Annotated in this window: 19 protein-coding genes; 10 read left to right on the top strand and 9 right to left on the bottom strand. The window is 65.7% G+C overall.

Annotated features, from left to right (window positions below; genetic code table 11):
• Nucleotides 1-25: 25 nt before the first annotated feature.
• A complete protein-coding gene (locus BMZ38_RS11195) occupies nt 26-721 on the bottom strand; it encodes an ABC transporter ATP-binding protein (RefSeq protein ID WP_091337391.1) in 696 nt (231 codons plus the stop codon).
• Between BMZ38_RS11195 and BMZ38_RS11190 the strand changes: the two genes are divergently transcribed.
• The 3 genes from BMZ38_RS11190 (at nt 720) to BMZ38_RS11180 (ending at nt 3,194) form a co-directional block, all read left to right on the top strand.
• Nucleotides 720-1,337 (top strand): arylesterase, encoded by a 618-nt coding sequence (locus BMZ38_RS11190; RefSeq protein ID WP_091337389.1) that lies wholly within the window; start codon nt 720-722, stop codon nt 1,335-1,337. The two genes, BMZ38_RS11195 and BMZ38_RS11190, sit on opposite strands and share 2 nt — an antisense overlap.
• Before the next feature lie 129 nt (nt 1,338-1,466).
• Nucleotides 1,467-2,192: a response regulator transcription factor gene (locus BMZ38_RS11185; RefSeq protein ID WP_091337387.1), complete on the top strand. Its 726-nt coding sequence runs from the start codon at nt 1,467-1,469 to the stop codon at nt 2,190-2,192.
• A gap of 30 nt (nt 2,193-2,222) precedes the next feature.
• The gene (locus tag BMZ38_RS11180) at nt 2,223-3,194 is read left to right on the top strand and encodes a sensor histidine kinase (protein ID WP_091337385.1); all 972 of its coding nucleotides are present in this window, start codon (nt 2,223-2,225) and stop codon (nt 3,192-3,194) included.
• 70 nt (nt 3,195-3,264) lie between these two features.
• On the opposite strand, the gene BMZ38_RS18140 is transcribed toward BMZ38_RS11180, so the two are convergent.
• Complete coding sequence (locus BMZ38_RS18140) at nt 3,265-4,623, bottom strand: 3-oxoacid CoA-transferase subunit B (RefSeq protein WP_091337383.1); 1,359 nt, start codon at nt 4,621-4,623, stop codon at nt 3,265-3,267.
• 269 nt (nt 4,624-4,892) lie between these two features.
• On the opposite strand from BMZ38_RS18140, the gene BMZ38_RS11170 reads away from it, so the two are divergent.
• The 5 genes from BMZ38_RS11170 to BMZ38_RS11150 all read left to right on the top strand — a co-directional run bounded on the left by BMZ38_RS11170 (nt 4,893) and on the right by BMZ38_RS11150 (nt 9,099).
• Nucleotides 4,893-5,261: a BlaI/MecI/CopY family transcriptional regulator gene (locus BMZ38_RS11170; RefSeq protein WP_091337381.1), complete on the top strand. Its 369-nt coding sequence runs from the start codon at nt 4,893-4,895 to the stop codon at nt 5,259-5,261.
• Nucleotides 5,251-6,786 (top strand): M56 family metallopeptidase, encoded by a 1,536-nt coding sequence (locus BMZ38_RS11165; protein WP_091337379.1) that lies wholly within the window; start codon nt 5,251-5,253, stop codon nt 6,784-6,786. The genes BMZ38_RS11170 and BMZ38_RS11165 overlap by 11 nt, the downstream gene beginning before the upstream one ends.
• A 147-nt stretch (nt 6,787-6,933) precedes the next feature.
• Complete coding sequence (locus tag BMZ38_RS11160) at nt 6,934-7,935, top strand: isoaspartyl peptidase/L-asparaginase family protein (RefSeq protein WP_091337504.1); 1,002 nt, start codon at nt 6,934-6,936, stop codon at nt 7,933-7,935.
• Nucleotides 7,936-8,189: 254 nt separating this feature from the next.
• Nucleotides 8,190-8,678 carry a dihydrofolate reductase gene (locus BMZ38_RS11155; RefSeq protein ID WP_091337377.1) on the top strand — a complete coding sequence of 163 codons (489 nt, stop codon included), beginning with the start codon at nt 8,190-8,192 and terminating at the stop codon, nt 8,676-8,678.
• Between the two features lie 25 nt (nt 8,679-8,703).
• The gene (locus BMZ38_RS11150; protein WP_245747294.1) at nt 8,704-9,099 is read left to right on the top strand and encodes a (deoxy)nucleoside triphosphate pyrophosphohydrolase; all 396 of its coding nucleotides are present in this window, start codon (nt 8,704-8,706) and stop codon (nt 9,097-9,099) included.
• A gap of 62 nt (nt 9,100-9,161) precedes the next feature.
• Here BMZ38_RS11150 and coaE read toward each other — a convergent pair whose 3' ends face one another.
• The 4 genes from coaE to pilB all read right to left on the bottom strand — a co-directional run bounded on the left by coaE (nt 9,162) and on the right by pilB (nt 13,990).
• Complete coding sequence (gene coaE, locus BMZ38_RS11145) at nt 9,162-9,779, bottom strand: dephospho-CoA kinase (protein ID WP_091337373.1); 618 nt, start codon at nt 9,777-9,779, stop codon at nt 9,162-9,164.
• Entirely contained in the window at nt 9,776-10,633 is an 858-nt protein-coding gene (locus BMZ38_RS11140; protein WP_091337370.1) for a prepilin peptidase, read from the bottom strand. The genes coaE and BMZ38_RS11140 overlap by 4 nt, the downstream gene beginning before the upstream one ends.
• A 190-nt stretch (nt 10,634-10,823) precedes the next feature.
• Nucleotides 10,824-12,092, bottom strand: a complete 1,269-nt coding sequence (locus BMZ38_RS11135; RefSeq protein ID WP_091337367.1) for a type II secretion system F family protein — start codon at nt 12,090-12,092, stop codon at nt 10,824-10,826.
• Between the two features lie 173 nt (nt 12,093-12,265).
• Complete coding sequence (gene pilB, locus BMZ38_RS11130; protein WP_091337366.1) at nt 12,266-13,990, bottom strand: type IV-A pilus assembly ATPase PilB; 1,725 nt, start codon at nt 13,988-13,990, stop codon at nt 12,266-12,268.
• A gap of 307 nt (nt 13,991-14,297) precedes the next feature.
• Between pilB and BMZ38_RS11125 the strand changes: the two genes are divergently transcribed.
• Nucleotides 14,298-15,152 carry a glycosyltransferase family 2 protein gene (locus BMZ38_RS11125; protein WP_091337364.1) on the top strand — a complete coding sequence of 285 codons (855 nt, stop codon included), beginning with the start codon at nt 14,298-14,300 and terminating at the stop codon, nt 15,150-15,152.
• Entirely contained in the window at nt 15,145-16,350 is a 1,206-nt protein-coding gene (locus BMZ38_RS11120) for a glycosyltransferase (protein ID WP_091337362.1), read from the top strand. Before BMZ38_RS11125 ends, BMZ38_RS11120 begins: the two co-directional genes overlap by 8 nt.
• 83 nt (nt 16,351-16,433) lie before the next feature.
• Here the strand turns inward: BMZ38_RS11120 and BMZ38_RS11115 are convergent, their stop codons facing one another.
• From BMZ38_RS11115 to BMZ38_RS11105, 3 genes are read right to left on the bottom strand one after another with little or no spacing between them, the layout of a single operon-like run.
• Nucleotides 16,434-17,579 (bottom strand): glycosyltransferase family 4 protein, encoded by a 1,146-nt coding sequence (locus BMZ38_RS11115; RefSeq protein ID WP_091337360.1) that lies wholly within the window; start codon nt 17,577-17,579, stop codon nt 16,434-16,436.
• A 2-nt stretch (nt 17,580-17,581) separates the two neighbouring features.
• Complete coding sequence (gene glf, locus BMZ38_RS11110) at nt 17,582-18,670, bottom strand: UDP-galactopyranose mutase (protein ID WP_091337358.1); 1,089 nt, start codon at nt 18,668-18,670, stop codon at nt 17,582-17,584.
• Nucleotides 18,667-20,733, bottom strand: a complete 2,067-nt coding sequence (locus tag BMZ38_RS11105) for an HAD family hydrolase (RefSeq protein WP_139202445.1) — start codon at nt 20,731-20,733, stop codon at nt 18,667-18,669. Before BMZ38_RS11105 ends, glf begins: the two co-directional genes overlap by 4 nt.
• Nucleotides 20,734-20,741: the final 8 nt, after the last annotated feature.

Here is a 20,741-nt window from a genome sequence, read left to right as displayed (position 1 = left end):
GCGTTCCCTGCGCGCGGCTGGCCGATCATGGGGCGACCGCCGGCGCGGCGAGCCGCCCTTCGATCAGCTCGACGCCACGTGAGCAACGGGCGGCGAGCGTGGCGTCATGGGTGACCAGAACCAGCGTGGTGCGGTGGTCGCGGTTGAGCGCGAACAGCAGGTCGGCGACGTGCCGGCCGGTGCGCTGGTCGAGGTTGCCGGTGGGTTCGTCGGCGAACAGCACGTGCGGGCCGTGTACATAGGCGCGTGCGATTGCCACGCGCTGCTGCTCGCCGCCGGAAAGCTGCGCGGGATGGTGGCGCCGGCGCGCACCCAGGCCGACCGCCTCGAGGGCTTCATGCGCGCGGGCGCGCGCGTCGTCGCGGCCTTCCAGCTCCAGCGGCAGCATCACGTTTTCCTCGGCGGTGAGCGCGGGCAGCAGGTGGAAGGACTGGAAGACGAAGCCCACCATCCGCCGGCGCAGGTCCGCACGGGCTTCCTCGTCCATCGCCTCCAGCGCATGCCCGCCCAGGTGGATGGAGCCCGCGCTGGGCACGTCCAGCCCGGCCAGCAGGCCAAGCAGGGTCGTCTTGCCCGAACCCGAGGCGCCGACGATGGCGAAACTCTCGCCCGCGTGCACCGCAAGGCTCACGCCGGCGAGGATGTCCAGCCTCCCCTCGGGGCCGCGGACGGTCTTGCTAACATCGCGGGCCTCCAGAAGAGGTTGGGAAGGTTCGCTCATGCGTCGATTCCTTGGGCTGCTGACGGTGCTGTTGATCGGCTGGAGTGGCGCCTCGCAGGCGGCCACGCCGAAGACGGTGCTGGTACTGGGTGATTCACTCTCGGCCGCGCACAACATTGCCGCGGACGCGGGCTGGGTACATCTGCTGGAATTGCGTCTGGGCAAGATGGAGCCGCCCTGGCGCGTGGTCAATGCCAGCATCAGCGGCGAAACGACGCTGAGCGGCCGCCGTCATCTGCCCGGACTGCTCAAGACCTACCGGCCGGCGGTGCTGGTGCTGGAACTGGGCGCCAACGACGGCCTGCGCGGACTTCCGCTGGATGCGATGAAAGACAACCTCGCAGCGATGATCGACATGGCCCGGCAGGCGCATGCCAAGGTGCTGTTGCTCGGCATCGAGTTGCCGGTGAACTATGGCCCGCGCTACCGGGACGCCCTTCGCGCGGTCTATGCCGACCTTGCACGGCGCAAGCAGACCGCGCTGGTGCCCTTCCTGTTGGAGGGCGTCGCGCTGGATCCCTCGCGCATGCAGGATGACGGCCTGCATCCCACGGCTGCGGGCGAACCGGTGGTGTTTTCGACGGTATGGTCGAAGCTGGTTCCATTGCTGCAGTAGAGGGGTTTCACCGCAGCGGCCGAGTGGGCGCCAGAACACATTTTGAATCGCGCCTTCGAAAATTCACGTTGCTCTCACCCGGCCCATCGTTAGCTCTTCACATTTGTGAACACCCGCAATGGAGGGACCATGAGCCTGCGAGATGAACAGTCCGGCTTGATCCTGCTGGTCGAGGGCAATCGGCAAATTGCTGAAATGGTTGGGGAATTCCTGGAGCGCCGGGGTTACTCGGTGGACTATGCCGCCGACGGTGTCAGCGGCCTGCACTTGGCGGTCTCCAACAGTTACGACGTCATCGTGCTGGACCTGATGCTGCCGGGCATGGATGGCCTGGACGTCTGCCGCAAGCTGCGCAAGGACGCCAAGAAATCCACCCCGGTGCTGATGCTGACCGCGCGCGACACGCTCGAGGACAAGCTCATCGGCCTTGAGGCCGGCGCTGACGACTACCTGGTCAAGCCGTTCGAGGTCCGCGAACTCGAGGCACGCCTGCGCGCGCTGATTCGTCGGGATCGCCGCCAGGTGTCCTCCGAGGTGCTGACCGTCGGCGACATGACGCTGGACACCGCCACGTTGCGGCTGACCCGCAGCGGGCAGGAACTCACCGTGTCGCCGATCGGCCTGAAGCTGCTGGCCATCCTGATGCGCGAATCGCCCCGCGTAGTCAGCCGGCGCGACATCGAGCGCGAGATCTGGGGTGACACCCTCCCGGACTCGGACACCCTGCGCTCGCATCTGTACAACCTGCGTCGCGTGATCGACAAGCCGTTCGACCGCCCGTTGCTGCACACGATTCATTCGGCGGGCTACCGCCTTGCCGATCTTGAAACGGAAGTGGCGACGGCCACCGCCTGATCGAGCGGGGTGAGCATCGCAACGACAGGCATGGACAGGGGATTGCCAAGGGAGCAGGGCAAAGTACAGAGACGGGCTGGCGGATTCCACCGCCGGCTCGCGCTCATCTTTGGCCTGCAGCTGCTCGGCGTGGTCCTCTGCGTCACGCTGGGGATGTACGACGTGGCGCCACCGGCAGCGGTCCTGGTGCTGATCGTCGTGCTCAGTGCACTGGCCTGGCTGGCGGCCCGGCGAGCGTGGCGGCCGGTCGGCCGGCTTGCGCGGGTGGTCGATGCCTGGGACGAGCAGCCTGACCTCGACGCGCTTGCGCCCACACGGTTGCCCGGGCAAGCCGATGCGGACGTGGTCTCGCTCGCGCGCGGGCTGCACGGTTTCGCCAGCCGCATTGCCGGTTACAACCTGCGCGAGCGCAACTTCACCCGTGACGCGAGCCACGAGCTGCGTAGTCCGCTCACGGTGATCAAGATGTCCGCCGACATGCTTTCGGACGAGTCCGAGCTCAGCAAGTTCGGCGTGCGTTCGGTCAAGCGGATCCAGCGCGCGACCCGCGAGATGGAGGCGCTGATCGAGGCGCTGCTTATCCTGGCGCGCGAGTCGGACGTCGGCGCGGGCGAGGAGGAATTCGTCGTCAACGACGTGTTGCACCGGGGCATGGACGACCTGCGTCAGATGCTCGAGGGACGTTCGGTCGACCTCAAGCTGGAGGAGCCGGCACGCTTCGCGCTGCATGCCTCGCCGCGCGTATTCATGGTGTTGTGCTGGCAGCTGATCCGCAACGCCAGCCAGCAGGCCGACCATGGCTCCATCGTGATCACCGTGCTGCCCGGTGCGGTGGCCGTATCCAACCGGGTGGATACCACGCCGGCGATCGACCGACACGGTTTCGAACTGGCCATCGCCCAGCGCATCAGCGAACGCTTCCGCTGGCCGCTGGAGCTGCAGACCCGCGATGGCAGCGAGCACATCGCCAGCATCCGCTTTCCCGAGACGTTGCCGGCCTGAGCGGAAGTCTCCGGCGCCAGGCCCCCGGCGGGAGCGCCCAGGGCTCCCGCGCGGCCTGATCGAGGCGTGCTCAGCCCTTCAGCGAGGGTGACACGGCGAACCCGCAACCAGTCTTGGCCCTGACCTCGTCCAGCGTCACGCCTTCGTTGATCTCGACCAGCGTCAGTCCCTTGCCCTTCTCGACCTCGAACACGCACAGGTCGGTGATGATCAGGTCGACCACTTCCTTGCCGGTCAACGGCAGGTCGCACTGCGACTTGATCTTCGGCGAGCCGTCCTTCGCGGTGTGTTCCATCAGCACCACCACGCGCTTGACGCCACTGACCAGGTCCATCGCACCGCCCGGCCCCTTGACCATCTTGCCCGGCACCATCCAGTTGGCCAAGTCGCCGGTACAGGAAACCTCCAGGCCGCCCAGGATCGACAGGTCGATGTGCCCGCCGCGGATCATCGCGAACGAATCGGCGCTGGAGAAGAAGGCCGAGCCGGGCAGGGTGGTGATGGTCTGCTTGCCCGCGTTGATCAGGTCCGGGTCGATCTGCTCCTCGGTCGGGAACGGGCCGATGCCGAGCAGGCCGTTCTCCGACTGCAGGATCACGTCCATGCCCCCGGGAATGTAGTTGGCGACCAGGGTCGGGATGCCGATGCCCAGGTTCACGTAGAAGCCGTCGCGCAGTTCCTTCGCCGCGCGCCGGGCCATGGCCGTGCGGGTGGGATTTTCCTTCCCGGTGTTGGCGCCGGCGATGGTGCGGAACTCGATGCGTTTCTCATACTTCTCGCCCTGCACGATACGGTCGACGTAGATGCCCGGCACGTGGACATTGTTCGGATCGAGCTCGCCCACCTCGACCAGGTGCTCGACCTCGGCCACACAGACCTTGCCGCAGGTGGCAATCATCGGGTTGAAGTTGCGCGCCGTCTCGCGGAACACCAGATTGCCCAGGCGGTCGCCTTTCCACGCCTTGACGATCGAGACGTCGGCGTGGATGGCTTCCTCCAGCACGTATTCCTTGCCGTCGAAGGCCCTGGTTTCCTTGCCCTCGGCGAGCTTGGTGCCGAACGCGGTACGCGTGTAGAAGCCAGGAATGCCGGCGCCGCCGGCACGCAGCTTCTCGGCCAGCGTGCCCTGCGGCGTCAGGTGCAGTTCCAGCTCGCCCGACAGCACCTGCCGCTCGAACTCCTTGTTCTCGCCCACGTACGAGGCGTACACGCGCTTGACCTGATGGGTCTTGAGCAGTGGGCCCATGCCGAAGTCGTCCACGCCGGCGTTGTTGCCGACGATGGTCAAGCCTTTGGTGCCGGCTTCCAGCAGCGCGCCGATCAGGTTCTCAGGGATGCCGCACAGGCCGAAACCGCCGGCGGCGATCGTCATGTCGTCGAACAGCAGGCCGTCGAGAGCCGCCTTCGCGCTTGCATACACCTTGTCCATCGCAGTGCCTTCCGGTGGAGAGTCAGCTGCCAAGGATACGACGGACGCCCGCCGCCCGCGTCGTACCAAGGTCGCAAGCCCGTTCGCCCGGTCGCCCTGCTGGCAGTCGCGGCGGGCGTGAACGGCAGGGAGGGAATGCGCAGGACCGACCTCCCGTGTTTCCGTAACCTGGCCATGGCCAGCATCGTTGCCTGCCCGCCTTGGTACTTGACCATATTGTTTACGTGTGTAAACCTTTTTTATCGTTTACAGTTGTAAATGGACGAGCGATGACGATCAGCGAAGCCGAGTCCGCAATCATGGAATGCCTCTGGCAGGGGGCCCCACGCACCGCCGAGGACATCCTGGCCGAGGTCGCCCCGCGCCAGGGCTGGCAGGAAGGTACCGTCAAGTCCCTGCTCAACCGCCTGCTGAAGAAGAAGGCGATCAAGGCCGAACGCGACGGCCGCCGCTACCTCTACACGCCCCTGCTCAGCCGCGAGAAATACGTATCCCAGGAGAGCAAGGGGCTGCTCGACCGCCTGTTCGGTGGCCGCGTGGCGCCGCTGGTGGCGCACTTCTCCGAGCAACGCAAGCTGTCGAAGAAAGACATCGCCGAGCTGCGCCGGCTGCTGGAGGAGCTGGACGATGAGCACTGAGGCGCTGGCCGGGTCCGGCGCCGTGGTGCTGCTGCTCCTGGTCTGCACCGGTGCGCTCGCCTGCGTCGCGGTGCTGCGGCGGCCGTGCCGGCGCTGGTTCGGCGCCGGCAACGCTTTCCTGCTGTGGGTGTTGCCGCCGCTGGCGATGCTCGCCAGCCAGCTGCCCCACACGCCGATCACCGGCGGAGGCGGCCTCTCGGGCGTGGCGTGGATCGCGATAGCGGCCACCGACCACTGGTCGCCCGCGTACAGCCCGGGCATGGACCCGGCCGATGTGCTGCGCTGGATCTGGCTACTGGGCGCAGCCACCAGCCTGGTACGGGCGGCCGTAGCGCAGGCGGGCTATCGCCGGGGTCTGCGTGGCGCCACCCGGCTCAAAGGCCTGGCGCTGCCGTGGCCGGTGCTGCGTGCCACCGGCGTAGCGACCGGGCCGGCGCTGGTCGGAGCGTGGTTTCCGCGCATCGTGGTGCCGGCTGATTTCGCGCTCCGCTACACAGATGAGGAGCAGGCACTGATCCTCGCCCACGAGGCCATGCATGCGCGCCGCCGCGACGGCTGGTGGAGCTTGCTGGCGCAGCTGCTGGTCTCGCTGCTGTGGTTCCACCCGCTGGCCTGGTGGGCACTCGCGGCGCTGCGCCACGACCAGGAGCTGGCCTGCGACGCCGCGGTGTTGCGCGAGCGCAACGGCTGCCGTCGCAGCTACGCCCAGGCGATGTTGAAAACCCCGACCGCCAGGCAGGCGTTGCCGGTCGGCTGCAGTTGGTCGTCCCGCCACCCACTTACGGAGCGTATCGCCATGCTGAAGTTGCCCTCGCACGGTTCTACCCGTCGTCGCCTCGGCGGCCTCGCCAGCCTGTCCATCGCCGTTGCGCTTGCCGGCACGGTCTATGCGGCCAGCGCGCCGATGCCACCGCAGGCGCAACGGCCAGTTGCCGCGGCCGAGCAGTATCAGCTCGACATCGGGCTCACGCTGGCCCGCGACGATGCCCAGGCGACCCATGCTCAACAGCTCAAGGTTGCGCTTTGCATGCGGCCGGGCCAGGCGGCCACGCTGGAGACCCAGGGCATCACGCTGGATGCTGTTACGCGAGCCACGGCAAGCCGGCGCGTGCGCATCGAGCTGGCGGTGCGCGGGGAGGACGGCGCCACGCCAACCCAGGATCATCTGGAAGGAATGCTCGGGCAGCCGCTGCGGGTGTCTGGCAAGCTGCCAGGCGCCGGCCGGCAATACGCTCTGGAAATCACGCCGCGGCCAGGCTGCCCGGCGAGCGCCACGGCTGCCAAGGGCGCCGTGGATGCGCCGATCACCATGAAGGTCCAGGGCACGGCTGCGCGCCAGGTGGCCGGCTGGATCGCCACGACGGCCGGTTTCGTGCTGGTCAATCCGCAAGCGATCGACCAGCGCCAGGTGACGCTCGACTTCCAGCAGGTGCCGGCGACGTCGGCGATGCAGATGGTGGCCAACGTGGACGGCTTGCGCGCGGTTTTCGACAGCCGGCGCGTTCGTTTCGAACCCAGGTCGTAAGCGGGCCTGCGGCAGCGGTCGCGCCTGCTGGGGGATGGGGCGGCTGGCTATACTCCCAAGCTATTGCCGGGAGACATCCAAGTGAAGCCGCTGCGCGTGTTCGCCGCCTTGGCCGCCCTGGCCATCCTGGAGATGGGGGTCGCCACCATGAGCCATGCCTCCACCACGCCCGTGCTGGTCATCCACGGCGGGTCGGGCGTCATCAAGCGCAACTTGGACCACGCCCGGGAAAACCAGGTGCGCGCCGCGCTGGCGCGCGCCCTGCAGAGCGGCTATGCCCAACTCAAGGCGGGCAAGCCGGCATTGGATGGCATTACCGCGGCGCTCACGGTGCTGGAGGACGATCCCAACTTCAACGCGGGCAGGGGTGCGGTATTCACCCACGACGGGCGCAACGAGCTGGATGCGGCCATCATGGACGGCAGTACGTTGCGCGCCGGCGCGGTGGCGGGGGTGGAGCGGGTGAAGAACCCGATCCTGCTGGCGCGCGCGGTGATGGAGAAATCCCAGCACGTGATGTTGATCGGCCAGGGAGCCGAGGCATTTGCGAAGGAGGCGGGCATCTCGCTGGTCGATCCTTCCTACTTCCGCACCGAACAGCGCTGGCAGCAACTGCAGAAGGCGCTGAAGGAAGACCGTGAGGGCAAGCCGCATTCAGACATCGAAACGGCCAAGCACTTCGGCACCGTCGGCGCGGTGGCGCTGGATGCGCGGGGTCACCTGGCCGCCGGCACCTCCACCGGCGGCATGACCGACAAACGCTGGGGCAGGGTAGGGGACTCGCCGATCATCGGCGCGGGCACTTACGCCAATGCCGATTGCGCGGTGTCAGGTACCGGCTGGGGAGAGTTCTACCTCCGCACGGTGGCGGCGCACGCGATCTGCATGCGCGTATCGCTGATGCATGTGCCGCTGGAGCGGGCCGCGGCGGAGGTGATCAACCAGGAAATCCCCTCGATGGGCGGCAATGGCGGTGCCATCGCGCTGGATGCCAGGGGCAACATTGCCATGCCGTTCAATACCGACGGCATGTATCGCGGCTGGATCGGTGGCGACGGCGTGGCCCACGTGGCGATCTACGACGACGAGCGTGGTGCGCCTACAGGCGCGGACGAGTCCGATACGGCGCCGTTCCAGCCCTCCCCTTGAGCGGTCCAACGGTTCGAACCTCAAGCGCGCCCGTCATGCGTGCCCGCAGGTCAGGCGTCGGGCTTCGCCGCGTCCATTTGCAGCCATCGCACTCACGCGCAGGCACCGGTAGGAACGAACCGAGCGCGGAATCCTCCGCGGAGCCGTCACCGTCGCCTCCGCCGCCGCCCGAATGGCTACAATGGATGTGAGCATGGCCGGCGGACCCTCACGGGCCCAGGCGGCAGCACCATCCACCCATCCCTGGAGCCCCGATGTCCATTTCGTTGATCGCCGCGCTGGATGAGAACTTCGCCATCGGCCGCAAGGGGCAGCTGCCCTGGCACCTGCCGGACGACCTGCGCTGGTTCAAGCAGTTGACGCTCGGCAAGTACGTGCTGATGGGCTACAACACCGCGGTGGCGATCGGACGAGCCCTGCCGGACCGGCACAACCTGGTGCTCTCGCGCCGCCACGAGGCACCGTTTCCCGGGCAGGTGGCCGTGCGTTCGCTGGAGGAAGCGCAGGCGCGCGCAGGTGGGACCGGCCTGATGGTGATCGGCGGCGGCCAGGTCTATGCCGCAGCGCTGCCGTTCGCCCGGCGCATGTACCTGACCTGGGTCAGCGCGGCCGTCGAGGGCGCGGACACGTTCTTCCCGGGCATCCACCTGCGCGACTGGACCGAGGTCGCACGGACCCATCACAAGGTCGATGCCGAGCACGCGTACAGCTTCGACATGGTCGAGTACGTCCGCGAAGCCTGAGCCGTTGGCTGCCACGATGCATGTGATGGCCGGCGTGCTGCTCGATCCGGTCGGCCGCGTGCTGCTCGCGCAACGGCCGCCCGGCAAGCACCTGGCAGGAATGTGGGAGTTCCCCGGCGGCAAGTTGGAACCCCATGAAACTCCAGCTGCCGGCCTGGCCCGCGAACTGCACGAGGAACTGGATATCCAGGTCGAACCGGCTCATGCCGCGCCGCTGATCCAGGTGCCCTGGAGCTACGGCGAGCACGCCCTGCTGCTGGACGCGTGGCGCGTCGGGCGATGGCGCGGATCGCCGCGGTCGATGGAAGGGCAGGCCTTGCAATGGCTGCGGCTGCAGGATGTTCCGGAGTCGTTGCTGGCTCCGGCGGATCGGGAAATACTGCGCGCCTTGCTCGCGGCCGTTGCCGGGCAGGTTTCGTAGCACCTACCCACGACCCTCGGGCCTTGCGGATTTCTTCGGCAAGCTACGGGAAGCTCGTAGCTTTACCGCTCCGCTGCCAGTGCCAGATAGCGCCGATGCAGCGCCTGCACGTGGGCGTCCAGCGCCGCTTCGCTGCTGCTGTTGTCGATGACGTCGTCGGCCAGTGCCAGCCGCTCGGCGCGACTGGCCTGCTGCGCCAACATGCGTTCGGCCAGTGCGCGGTCGATACCGTCGCGGGCGATCAGGCGTTCGAGCTGTACCGCCTCGGGCACGTCTACCAGGAGGATGCGGTCAAGCCATCGGTAATGGTCGATGTTCTCCACCAGTAGCGGAATGGCCAGCAGACAATAGGGCGCGGTTTCGGCCAGCGCATGCTGGCGGAGCCATTCGCGCACACGCGGATGGATGATGGCTTCAAGCTGGCGCTTGGCCTCGCCATCGGCAAACACGCGACGGCGCATGGCCGCGCGGTCCAGCCGGCCATGCGCATCGAGCACCCCCTGCCCGAAGGTGTCGACGATCGCCGCGAGGCCTTCGCTGCCTGGTTCGACCACGACCCGGGCGGCTACGTCGGCATCATGCACCGGCACGCCCAGCGCCTCGAAGCGGCGCGCCACCGCGGTCTTGCCGGCCGCGATGCCGCCGGTCAGGCCGATGGCACGGGCGACGTGCTGCTTCATCGCAGCCCGGTCAGGTGCAGATAGCCCTGCAGCAACGGCTCACCGGCGATGAACCAGATCCAGCCGGCCATGGCGATGAACGGGCCAAACGGCATCGGTACCTCGCGGCCGTGCTTGCGCATCACGATCAGCAGCCCGCCGATGATCGCGCCCACCAGCGAAGACAGAAGCACCACCGGCAGCAGCGCGCCCGGTCCCATCCACGCGCCCAGGGCTGCCAGCAACTTGAAGTCGCCATAGCCCATGCCTTCCTTGCCGGTGAGCAGCTTGAACAGCCAGTACACGCTCCACAGGCTGAGATAACCCAGCGCCGCGCCCAGGATCGCCGGCGCCGGCAGTACGTACATCGGCAGCAATGACAGCAGCAGGCCAAGCCACAGCAGCGGGAGGGTGAGCTGGTCGGGCAGTAGCTGGGTGCGCAAGTCGATGCCCGCCAGCGCGATCAGCATCCAGGTGAACACCAGGCCCGCCAGCGCCGTCCAGCCCGGCCCGAACTTCCATACCACCGCCACGCTCAGCACGCCGCAGAGCAGTTCGACGAGCGGATACTGGAGCGAGATAGGCGCGTGGCAATAACGGCATCGGCCCCGAAGCAGAAGCCAGCCGAACAGCGGAATGTTGTCGGCTGCCGACAGCGGGTGCTTGCAGTGCGGGCAATGCGAAGGCTCGCGCACGATACCTGGCGGCAGTGGCGCGTCGGACGCCTGCAGCGCCAGTTCCTCCTGCGCCTCGCGCCTCCACTGCGCCTCGAGCCGCGCGGGCAGGCGCAGAATCACCACGTTGAGGAAGCTGCCTACCAGCAGGCCGAGCATGCCGGCGAAGGTGATCCACAGCCAAACCGGTAGTTCGAGCATGCCTTGTCCAGTGAAGAGCACGGTCGCGGGATGATCGCTTCCGGCTCCGCGAAAGCGCACTCCAGGGTTCAGGATGCGACCGCACTTGTTGAATAGTGCGGTCATGGATGGCCGCTTTCGATGCCAATCAGTAGCGTGTTCTACCACTCTGCAGCAGGCAAACCTACTGAGGCGATCAGGGATGACGCACTTATACCGTCCCGGCCAGCTTGAAGATCGGCAGGTACAGCGAGACCACCATGCCACCCACCAGCACGCCCAGAACCACCATGATCAACGGTTCGAGCAGGGTAGAGAGCGTGTCCACGGCAGTGTTCACTTCTTCCTCGTAGAACTCGGCCACCTTGAACAGCATGTTGTCGAGCGCGCCGGATTCCTCGCCGATGGCGGTCATCTGCACGACCATGTTCGGGAACAGGCCGGTCTGCTTCATGGCCAGCTGGAGCTGGTGGCCTACCGCGATGTCATCGCGCATGCGTTTGACCGCGTCGCCATAGGTCACGCTGCCGGTCGCCCCGGCCACCGCGTCGAGCGCCTCCACCAGTGGCACGCCGGCGCGGAAAGTCACGCCGAGGGTGCGCGCGAAGCGGGCGATCGCCGACTGGCGCAGGATGTTGCCCATGACCGGCATCCGCAACGAGACACGGTCCAGGAAGTGGGCAAACTTGAGCGAACGTTTCTTGCCCGCAATGATGCCGCTGATCGAACCGAACACGATGCCGATCACTATCCACCAATAGTGCACCATGAAATTCGAAGCGCTGAGCACGAACTGGGTCGGTGCCGGCAGCTCGGCGCCGGCGTCCTTGAACGTCTGCGCGAACACCGGCACGACGAACAGCAGCATGATCATGGTGACCAGGAACACCACGGCCAGCACCATCGCGGGATAGAACAGCGCCTTCTTGATCTTCTTCTTGATGCTCTCGGTGCGTTCCTTGTAGGTCGCCACCGTGTCCAGCACCGTGTCGAGCACGCCCGCCGATTCGCCGGCGCGCACCAGGTTGCGGTACAGCTCGTCGAACTGCACAGGGTACTTGCCGAGAGCCTCGTGCAGCGAAGCACCGCCTTCGATGCCCTGCTTGACGTCGAGCAGCATGTTCTTGAAGCGGACGTTCCTCTGTCCGCCGGCGATGATCTCGAAGGACTGCACCATCGGTACGCCGGACGCCATCATGGTGGCGATCTGACGGCTGAAGACCGCCACATCCCCCGGCTTGACCGTCTTTCCGGTCGCGCCGAACAGCGGCTTGGCCTTCTCGCGCACGGTCTGCGGGTTCATGCCCTGGCGGCGCAGTTCGGCCTTGACCAGCGAGGCGTTCTTCGCCGGCATTTCGCCCTTCATGACCTTGCCGCGCTTGTCCAGCGCGACCCAGTCGTACAGGGTCAGCCTGCTGACCTCGGCGCGCTGGGCGCCCAGTTCACGCGCGTTCTTGGCGATTGCGTTAGCCGTAGCCATGCCCGATTCCCCCGGTGGTTCGATCCGCGACCGCCTTGCATGGCCGGTCGTCAGTGCAGCTTATGCCAGATGTGGCGGATTATTTCGTGGCGTTCCGCGCAACTTCACACAGTATCCGGCAATTGCCCCGCAGGGCGCGGCTGGTACGGCCGTGCGGCGCGGTACAACCTACGCTAGTCCTTGGTGACACGGTCGATCTCGGCCAGGCTGGTGACCCCCGCCTTGACTTTAAGCAGCGCCGAAGCACGCAGGTCGTTGACGCCGATCTTGCGCGCGACCTCGCCGATCTGCAGCGCATTGCCCCCCTGGAGCACGATCTGCTGGATCTCCTCGGTCATCGGCATGACCTGATAAATGCCCACGCGGCCCTTGTAGCCCTCGTTGCAGTGTTCGCAGCCGACTGCCTCGTAGAGAGTCAGGCCGGCGTCGATGTCTCCCTGACTGAATCCGGCAGCGAGCAGCACGTGTGGCGGCAGGTGCTGGGGCTTCTTGCAGTCATGCAGGCGACGGGCCAGGCGCTGGGCGATCACCAGCGTCACCGAAGAGGTGATGGAGTAGGGCGGGATGCCCATGTTCATCAGCCGCGCGATGGTCTGCGGCGCATCGTTGGTGTGCAGGGTGGACAAAACCATGTGGCCGGTCTGCGCGGCCTTGATGCCGATCTCGGCGGTTTCCAGGTCGCGGATCTCGCCCACCATGATCACATCGGGGTCCTGGCGCAGGAACGAGCGCAGTGCCGCGGCGAAGGTCATGCCGCGCTTGACGTTCTGCTGGACCTGGTTGATGCCCTCGACGCGGATTTCCACCGGATCCTCGACCGTGGAGATGTTGCGTTCGGGGGTGTTGAGGATGTTCAGCGCCGTGTAGAGCGAAACCGTCTTGCCCGAGCCGGTCGGACCGGTTACCAGCACCATGCCGTAGGGCTTGTGAATGGCGTCGAGGTAGAGCTTCTTCTGCTCCTCCTCGTAGCCGAGCTTGTCGATGCCCAGCTTGGCCGAGGAGCTGTCCAGGATACGCAGCACGATCTTCTCGCCGAACAGCGTGGGCAGCGTGCTCACGCGGAAGTCCATCGAGCGGCTCTTGGAGAGGTTCAGCTTGATGCGGCCGTCCTGCGGCACACGGCGTTCGGCGATGTCCAGCCCGGCCATCACCTTCAGGCGCGAGGAGATGCGGCTGGCCATCTTCATCGGCGGATTGGCCACCGGCCGAAGCATGCCGTCCATGCGCAGGCGCACCCGGAAGTTGGTCTCGAAAGGCTCGAAATGGATGTCCGAGGCGCCCCGGCGGATCGCGTCGACCAGGATCTTGTTGACGAACTTGACTACCGGCGCGTCATCGCCGCCGGTTGCGTCGATACCGGTGCTTTCGGCGGCATCCTCGTCGGCGGCCTCAAGCGAAAGATCGTCGAACTCGTCGTGGCCCATGTCGGGCATGGTGGCGTTCGCGCTGGCCAGCGCGCCGTCGATCGCACGGGACAGCTGGCCGCGCTCGACCAGGATCGGTTCCACCATGCAGTTGGAGTGGAACTTGATCTCGTCCAGCGCGTGCGACTGCATCGGATCGGCGATGCCCACGAACAGGCGCTTGCCGCGCTTGAACAGCGGCAGCGCCTGGTGCTTGGTCATCAGCGCCTCGCTGATGAGGTTCACCGGCATCGACGCCGGCGCCATGGCGCTGACGTCCATCATCGGCATGCCGAACTCGGCCGAGGCGATCTGCGTGAGCCTGGAACTCTCCACCAGGTTGTGGTCAAGCAGCCAGGTGGCCAGCGAGGCCTTCTGTGCGGTTGAATCGGCGACCGCCTTGCGGACGTCGGCCTCCGGCAGCACGCCTTCGGAGACCAGGCGACGCGCCATGCCGGTGAGACCCGCCAGGGACGGTTGCAATTGGGATGACATGTAGATTCCGGCCTTAAGCCCCCTTATTGACAAGGAATTTACCCCAGAAAGGCTGCGCGGTCATCTGCCGGGGAGGGTGGTGGTCGCCCCACCCGGAAAGTCGCCAAGGCGATCACGAAAGAGTCATCGCGATTGACTCCACATCGGGGGGACGCGCGCGACACTTGCGTTGTCCATGAGGTCCTTGGCGCCAGGGCTCGGTCAGGGACGGGTTGCCTTCCTTCGGTAGGGAGAAGCCGACGGCATTACTACGGCGCCCGCATCGAACCGCCCGCGTTATGATCGCCCGACAAACGGGGGAGCCTCTTTGAAACGCCTAAGCATCATCCTGCCCGCGAAAAACGAAGCGGCGGCATTGGCCCGTCTGCTGCCGGCGCTGCGCACCGCCCAGCCGGACGCGGAAATCATCGTGGTCGATGACGGCTCGACCGACGACACTCGAGCGATTTGCGAGGCCCATGCCGTCAGCTGCCTGTCCTCCCCCTACTCGATGGGCAACGGAGCGGCGATCAAGCGCGGCGCGAGGGCGGCGCAGGGCGAATGGCTGGTCTTCATGGACGGCGACGGCCAGCACGACCCGGCCGATGTCGATCGCCTGCTCGCCTGCCTGCACGAGGGCTACGACATGGCCATTGGCGCCCGCGACTGGGGCAGCCAGGCCGGAGTCGGCCGCGGGCTGGCCAATACGCTGTACAACTGGCTCGCCACGCGCATGACCGGCCACCCGGTGCTCGACCTCACCTCTGGCTTCCGCGCCGTGCGCGCGGAAAAATTCCGCGAGTTCCTGTACCTGCTGCCCAACGGGTTTTCCTATCCCACCACCAGCACCATGGCCTTCTTCCGCAGCGCCTATCCGGTCGCCTACGTGCCGATCAAGGCCGCCCAGCGCGTGGGCAAGAGCCACATCCGCCCGCTGCGCGACGGCCTGCGATTTCTGCTGATCATCTTCAAGATCGCCACGCTGTATTCGCCGTTGAAGCTGTTTGCGCCGGCGAGCGTGGTGTTTTTTCTGCTGGGATGCCTGAACTACCTTTGGACCTTCAACCACTACGGTCGCCTGACCAACGGCAGCACAATGCTGTGGAGCGCAGCGGTGATCGTATTCCTGATCGGGCTGATTTCCGAGCAGATCACGGCGCTCACCTATCGGCGCGATGACTGAGCAGAAGAAGCCCTCGGTACTGGTACTGGCGTCCACCTATCCGCGCTGGGAGAGCGACCCCGAGCCGGGTTTCGTGCACCAGCTGTGCAGCCGGCTCACTGACCGGTTCACGGTGATCGCGCTGGTGCCCGATGCGCCCGGCGCTGATCCGAGCGGCCTGCTCGACGGTGTGCACGTGGTGCGCTACCGGTATGCGCCGCGGCGGTTGCAGACACTCGTGAACAACGGCGGCATCGTCGCGAACGTCCAACGCCATCGCTGGAAGTGGCTGCTGCTGCCTGGCTTTGTGCTGGGCCAGTGGCTGGCCGCCCGGCGGATCCTGCGCCGCCAGCGCATCGATGTGGTGCACGCCCACTGGCTGGTCCCGCAAGGCCTGATCGCAAGCTGGTTGCATCGTCCTTACCTGGTCACTTCGCACGGTGGTGATTTGTTCGGTTTACGCCATCGGCTGTTCGCGGCGCTGAAGCGCAAGGTTGCCGGCTCGGCCGCCGCCATGACCGTGGTCAGCCGGGCGATGCGCGACGAGGCGACGGCCCAGGGCATCCTGGCGCCCACTGTTTCGGTGGTGCCGATGGGCGTCGACCTGCGGGATCGATTTACACCAGGGTCGGCACCGCGGTCACGCGATGAGCTGCTGTTCGTTGGTCGGCTGGTGGCCAAGAAGGGACTGCGCTTCCTGTTGCAGGCGATGCCGCTGATCGCCGCCCGAAGACCGTCAGTGCGGTTGACGATCGTCGGCTTTGGCCCGGAGGAGCCCGCCTTGCGCAAACAGGCAGACGAACTGGGGCTGGCGGACCATGTGGTGTTCGAGGGGGCCGCTCCCCAGAACCGCCTGCCGGCGCTCTACCGCCGCGCGTCGCTGTTCGTTGCGCCGTTCGTACGCGACAGCTCGGGTGACCAGGAGGGCCTTCCCGTGGCGCTGATGGAGGCCGTGGGCTGTGGTTGTCCAGTGGTGGCTGGCGAGGTCCAGGGCCTGGCCGACCTACTCGGCGAACTGACCCCGGAAGTGTGCGTGGATCCCACCGATCCCGCCGCGCTGGCCGGGGCCGTGCTTGCAAACCTCGAACACCCGGAGCAGGCGCAGGCCCGTGCCGGCGTCATCAGGGCGAGTGCAATCGCATCAATCGACTGGGAAGCCGTCGCTGCGCGGTACGGCGATCTGCTTATGCACTGCTTGTCATCGGCACGCAAGGCCTGACTTCCCGCACCTCCTGCGCTTCCCTGCGCGCTACCCTCCGCGGGAGCGCCTATGTCCGCGGCCAACCCGGATGGCACCCACACTTAAACGCGCGTGGTGTCCCCGGCGTGGGTCGCCTCTCCCGGCACGAGCGAGCGCAGCCGAGGTTCCACGTCGCCGATCAGCTCACGCCAATCCTTGATGGGCAGGTTAGGCACCACGGGCGAAGCCATCTGCTGCTCGACCCGCCTTGCTAGATCGTCCGCATCTTCTGCCCGATACAGGCATTCCGGTGTATGGGCAAGCAACTCGCCCATGGCGCCGACGTCGGCGGCAACCACCGGCAGGCCGCAGGCGAGCATCTCGTACGCTTTCTGTGGAAAACAGTAACGGCCGAAGACCGTGTCCAGTATGCAGATGGCACCGACGTCCAGTGCGCCGAACAAATGGGCCACCCGGTCGTGGGAGAGCGCGCCGAGATAATGGACACGCGGGCCATCCGGCGGTGGCAGCGATGCCGCGTGCGGCCCGGCGAGCACCAAGTGCGCATCAGGGATCTTGTTGCGCAGCCGCTCCCATGCCGCATAGAGGGTGGTCACGCCCTTGTCTGCGTGTAAGCCGCCGGCGGTGCCGAAGAGCTTTGCATGCAGCGGCAGCCCGAGCGCCTCACGACAGGCGAGCCGGTCGCGTGGATGGAACACATGCTTGTCCACGGAACTGGGCATGGCTATCACGTCGCCCGCCGGCCGGTAGACATCCTCCACGAAACATCGCAATGGCTCGCTGGTCGTCAGCACCAATGAGGCCCGGCGTACCGCGTGCCGCAGCAGGCTCACCATGCCCGGAATGCGGGCCTGCCCGAACCCCTCGAAGTTGTCGTACAGATCGGCAACGAATGGCACCCGCAAGTGCCTTGCCAACCACGCGCCAAGCACCAGCTGCGGAATATCAGATGCGCCGATGACGATGTCCGGTAGGAACCCCTGCAGCCGCTTGAGCACGCGCCACGGGTAGGCGGGCAGAGCATGCCCTAGCCACCCGGGCGAGTGGGCTTCCCATACCAAGTGGCCGGGCGCCGCCTCGTGCTCCCAACACCCGGCTTCGGTGTCCTGCCGATAGTCCAGGCAAACCGCAAGGACGGTATGCCCGAGCAAAGCCAGTTGGCGCGGTATTTCATACAGGCGCGCATACTGGTCGAGGATCACGTCCTTCCCCATATAGCGCCGCTTGCAAACGAAGGCGATGCGCATGATCAGTACAGCAGGCGGCGGGCCGCGGCGAGCGCCGCGCCGACCACTTGGTCCATGTTGTAGTAGCGATACTGGGCGAGCCGACCGACGAAGGTGACGTCGCGCTCGGCCTTGGCCAGCTCCTCGTAGCGCTTGAACAATGCCTCGTTTTCCTCGCGCGGCACCGGATAGTAAGGATCGCCCTCGGCTTGTGGATACTCGCGCACGATCGAGGTTCCCCGATGCTGCTGGCCGGTCAGGTGCTTGAACTCGGTGATGCGCGTGTAATCGTGGTCGTTGGGGTAGTTGACCGTGCCGGTCTCCTGATAGCGATGGACGCCAGGCAGGTGTTCGTGTTCGAAGCGTAGCGATCGGTAGGGCAGGCGGCCGAACCGATAACCGAAATAGGCGTCGATCGGACCGGTATAGATAGTGTGATCGCGCTTGAAGTCGCCGCGTACGTCTTCGAAGTGCACGCCGAGCTCGACGGTGATGTTTGGGTGGGCGAGCATGGCCTCGAACATGCGTGTATAGCCATGCAGAGGCATGGCCTGGAAGGTGTCGGTGAAATACCGGTCATCGGTATTGGTCCGCACCGGAATGCGCGCGGCCACGCCCGCCTTGAGCTCGGAAGGATCCAGCCCCCACTGCTTGCGCGTGTAGTTAAGGAAGAACTTTTCGTAGAGGTCGCGACCCACGCTGTTGAGCACCACGTCCTCGCTGGTGCGAACCGGATCCCTCGGTTCCCGGGCCTGCTCGAGGAACCCGGCAGCTCCTTCCTCGTCCAGATCCAGGTCGTAGAGCTGGTTCAGCGTGTCCCGATTGATCGGGAAGGGATAGGCACGACCATTGACGATGCCCCGCACGCGATGCTCGTAAGGTCGCCAGTCCGTAAAGCGAGAGAGGTACTCGAAGATGCGCGCAGCGTTGGTGTGGAAGATGTGCGGACCATAACGATGCACCAACACGCCATGCGCGTCGTGTTCGTCGTATGCGTTGCCGGCGATGTGGTGGCGTCGATCGACCACGAATACTCGGCGCCCCGCATCGGCCATTTCACGGGCCACCACGCTTCCGGCGTAACCGGCGCCCACGACCAGTACGTTTTTCACTGTCGAAGGTTTCCAAGCCGGGATCGCAGCGAATCGATAGCCAGCATCGCTCTTATCGGGGCACGGACATAGGGTGGCGAAAGCGCGCAGGACCCCTCCAGCCACATGTAGGAAGGCGTCTGAAAATTGCGGCGGCGGGAAACCGTCATGCCTACGATGGCCGCAACGTCGCGTAGACCTAGTGGGCGGCACAAGGGCTGCACAAAGGCACTCTCGTGCCTGAGATCGGCAACAGTCCCGAACGATGCCATCTCGAGCGCGTCGCGTCGGCGCGGGTCGCGAAGGAATCGTTGGGCGTTCGCCAGGATGTCGCTGCGGTGTAGCCTGAACTTGGCGAGCATCGCCGAATCCCTCGTGATCAGCCGGGCCATTTCGCTAGCTGCCTTCTGCAGCCGCTGCGCATAGGCAAGTTCATTGTTCTGCCGAAGTTCCGAACCAAAGACAGGGACCGCAGCTGTGCCGTCCATGGCGTAACCACGCGTGGTGGCATGGGATGCAGGAGTAAAGCAGTGCTCGATGATGACCCGGCGACGGGAAAAGAACGAACCAGGCTCGGGGATGAAAGCCAGGGCGGGTCCCGCCTCCTCCTCAGACAGATGGTCTCGAGTGAGCGCCAAGTAGTAGCCACGCGGCACCAGCGACGGATCCCTGGCCGCCAGAATACGGTGTAGCGCTGCTTGGCAGTTGAGTGACCAGCCCGCGTCCACCAGCGCCCATTTAGCTCCGTCCAGTAGGCCCTCCTGCGAGAGATAGGACAGCGCTATCTCCCTCTGATCCCCCGCCGCCTGATAGATGATTCCGGCCGCCGTCGGGGATGCCAACACCTGCTGCAAGAAGGCGGTCGCCTCGTTCAGGTCGAGCGGGCTGCCCCAAAGTGCCTGATCGCAGCCGAACATGCTGGCGATCACGGATTGGGCGTTCTCGTCCAGGCCGGCGCGGGCGAGGATGTCTCGCCGGCTGTTCGACTGCCCAGGGGTCAGGAGCAGGCGCTCCCAACCATGGGCGTCCGGCCGGATGGACGGCGAAAGCCATGCTCTGCGGGAACCGTAGAGATATCGCATTTCGGGCCCCTGGTCATCGGAACCTAATGCCTTGGCGATGCGATAGAGGACCTCGCCATCGCGTGCAACGAAATAAAGCCTGCCGATTCCCCGGCGTCGCGCGTCCTCCAGCACCCAGTCGACGTAGGCAACCAGGAAAGGAGCGATCGTGCTGCAGACGAGCTCCTCAAGCGGCTCGCGGTCCTCTTCGGAATGCTGCCGCAACGCCAACCTTGTGCGGCGGCTCAATGCCGGAAGGAAACTACTGCCCGTTGACCGTGGCAGGCGATGGCCTGCAATCGCCGTCTCGTGTGAGGTTAGCGGACCGTGAGAAAAGTGCCGGGCGGTCACGCCGGCTTCCCGCGCTTTGCGCACGTCAGCCCAGGGGTTGTCACCGGTATGAATGAGCTGCTCCGGACGTAGACCCTCCCTTTGAAGCACGTGGCGGTACAGGTTGCCCGAGTGCTTGGTCAGGCGCGCGTCGCAGGAAACGTACAGCCCATCTCCTTCGCGCATGACGCCAAGTCTTTGCAACAGCGGTCCGAGCAGGTCAGCTGGCAGGTACATGTCTGAAACGAAAATTATGCGGTGACCGGCCTTGCGTAATTCCTCGATATGTGAGACGACGGGTGCAATCGTGTAAAGGGACTTTTCCTCGAACTCGAGTTCGGTGGTGATCAGGTCAGCGATTCCGGAATCGAGACCGGGGAAAAAATCGAACTTCCGATATATCTCATGGATATCGGCACATTCATCAGGTCGGGCAGCCCGATAAGCCCGCTTTTCGGCGCGGATGCGCCTAGCCTGAAATTTGCGGGCGAACTCCCTCGCTCGATTATCGGTAAACTGAGGCGGCGCTAGCTTGAGACCCAAAGCAAAGAACAGGTCCCGAGGGTGGGCCCAATTGCGGGAGATACACGTATCGAAAACGTCGAACGAATAGACGATCTCGTGTGCAGATTGTGCTGGCACACATGCTGAATCAGAACCGGCCAGCACGTCGGATTTTTCCTGACTTTTCACGGGGCACC

The organism is Frateuria terrea, from assembly GCF_900115705.1.
GTDB lineage: Bacteria > Pseudomonadota > Gammaproteobacteria > Xanthomonadales > Rhodanobacteraceae > Frateuria_A > Frateuria_A terrea.
This window is presented reverse-complemented; position numbering and strand designations above follow the sequence as displayed.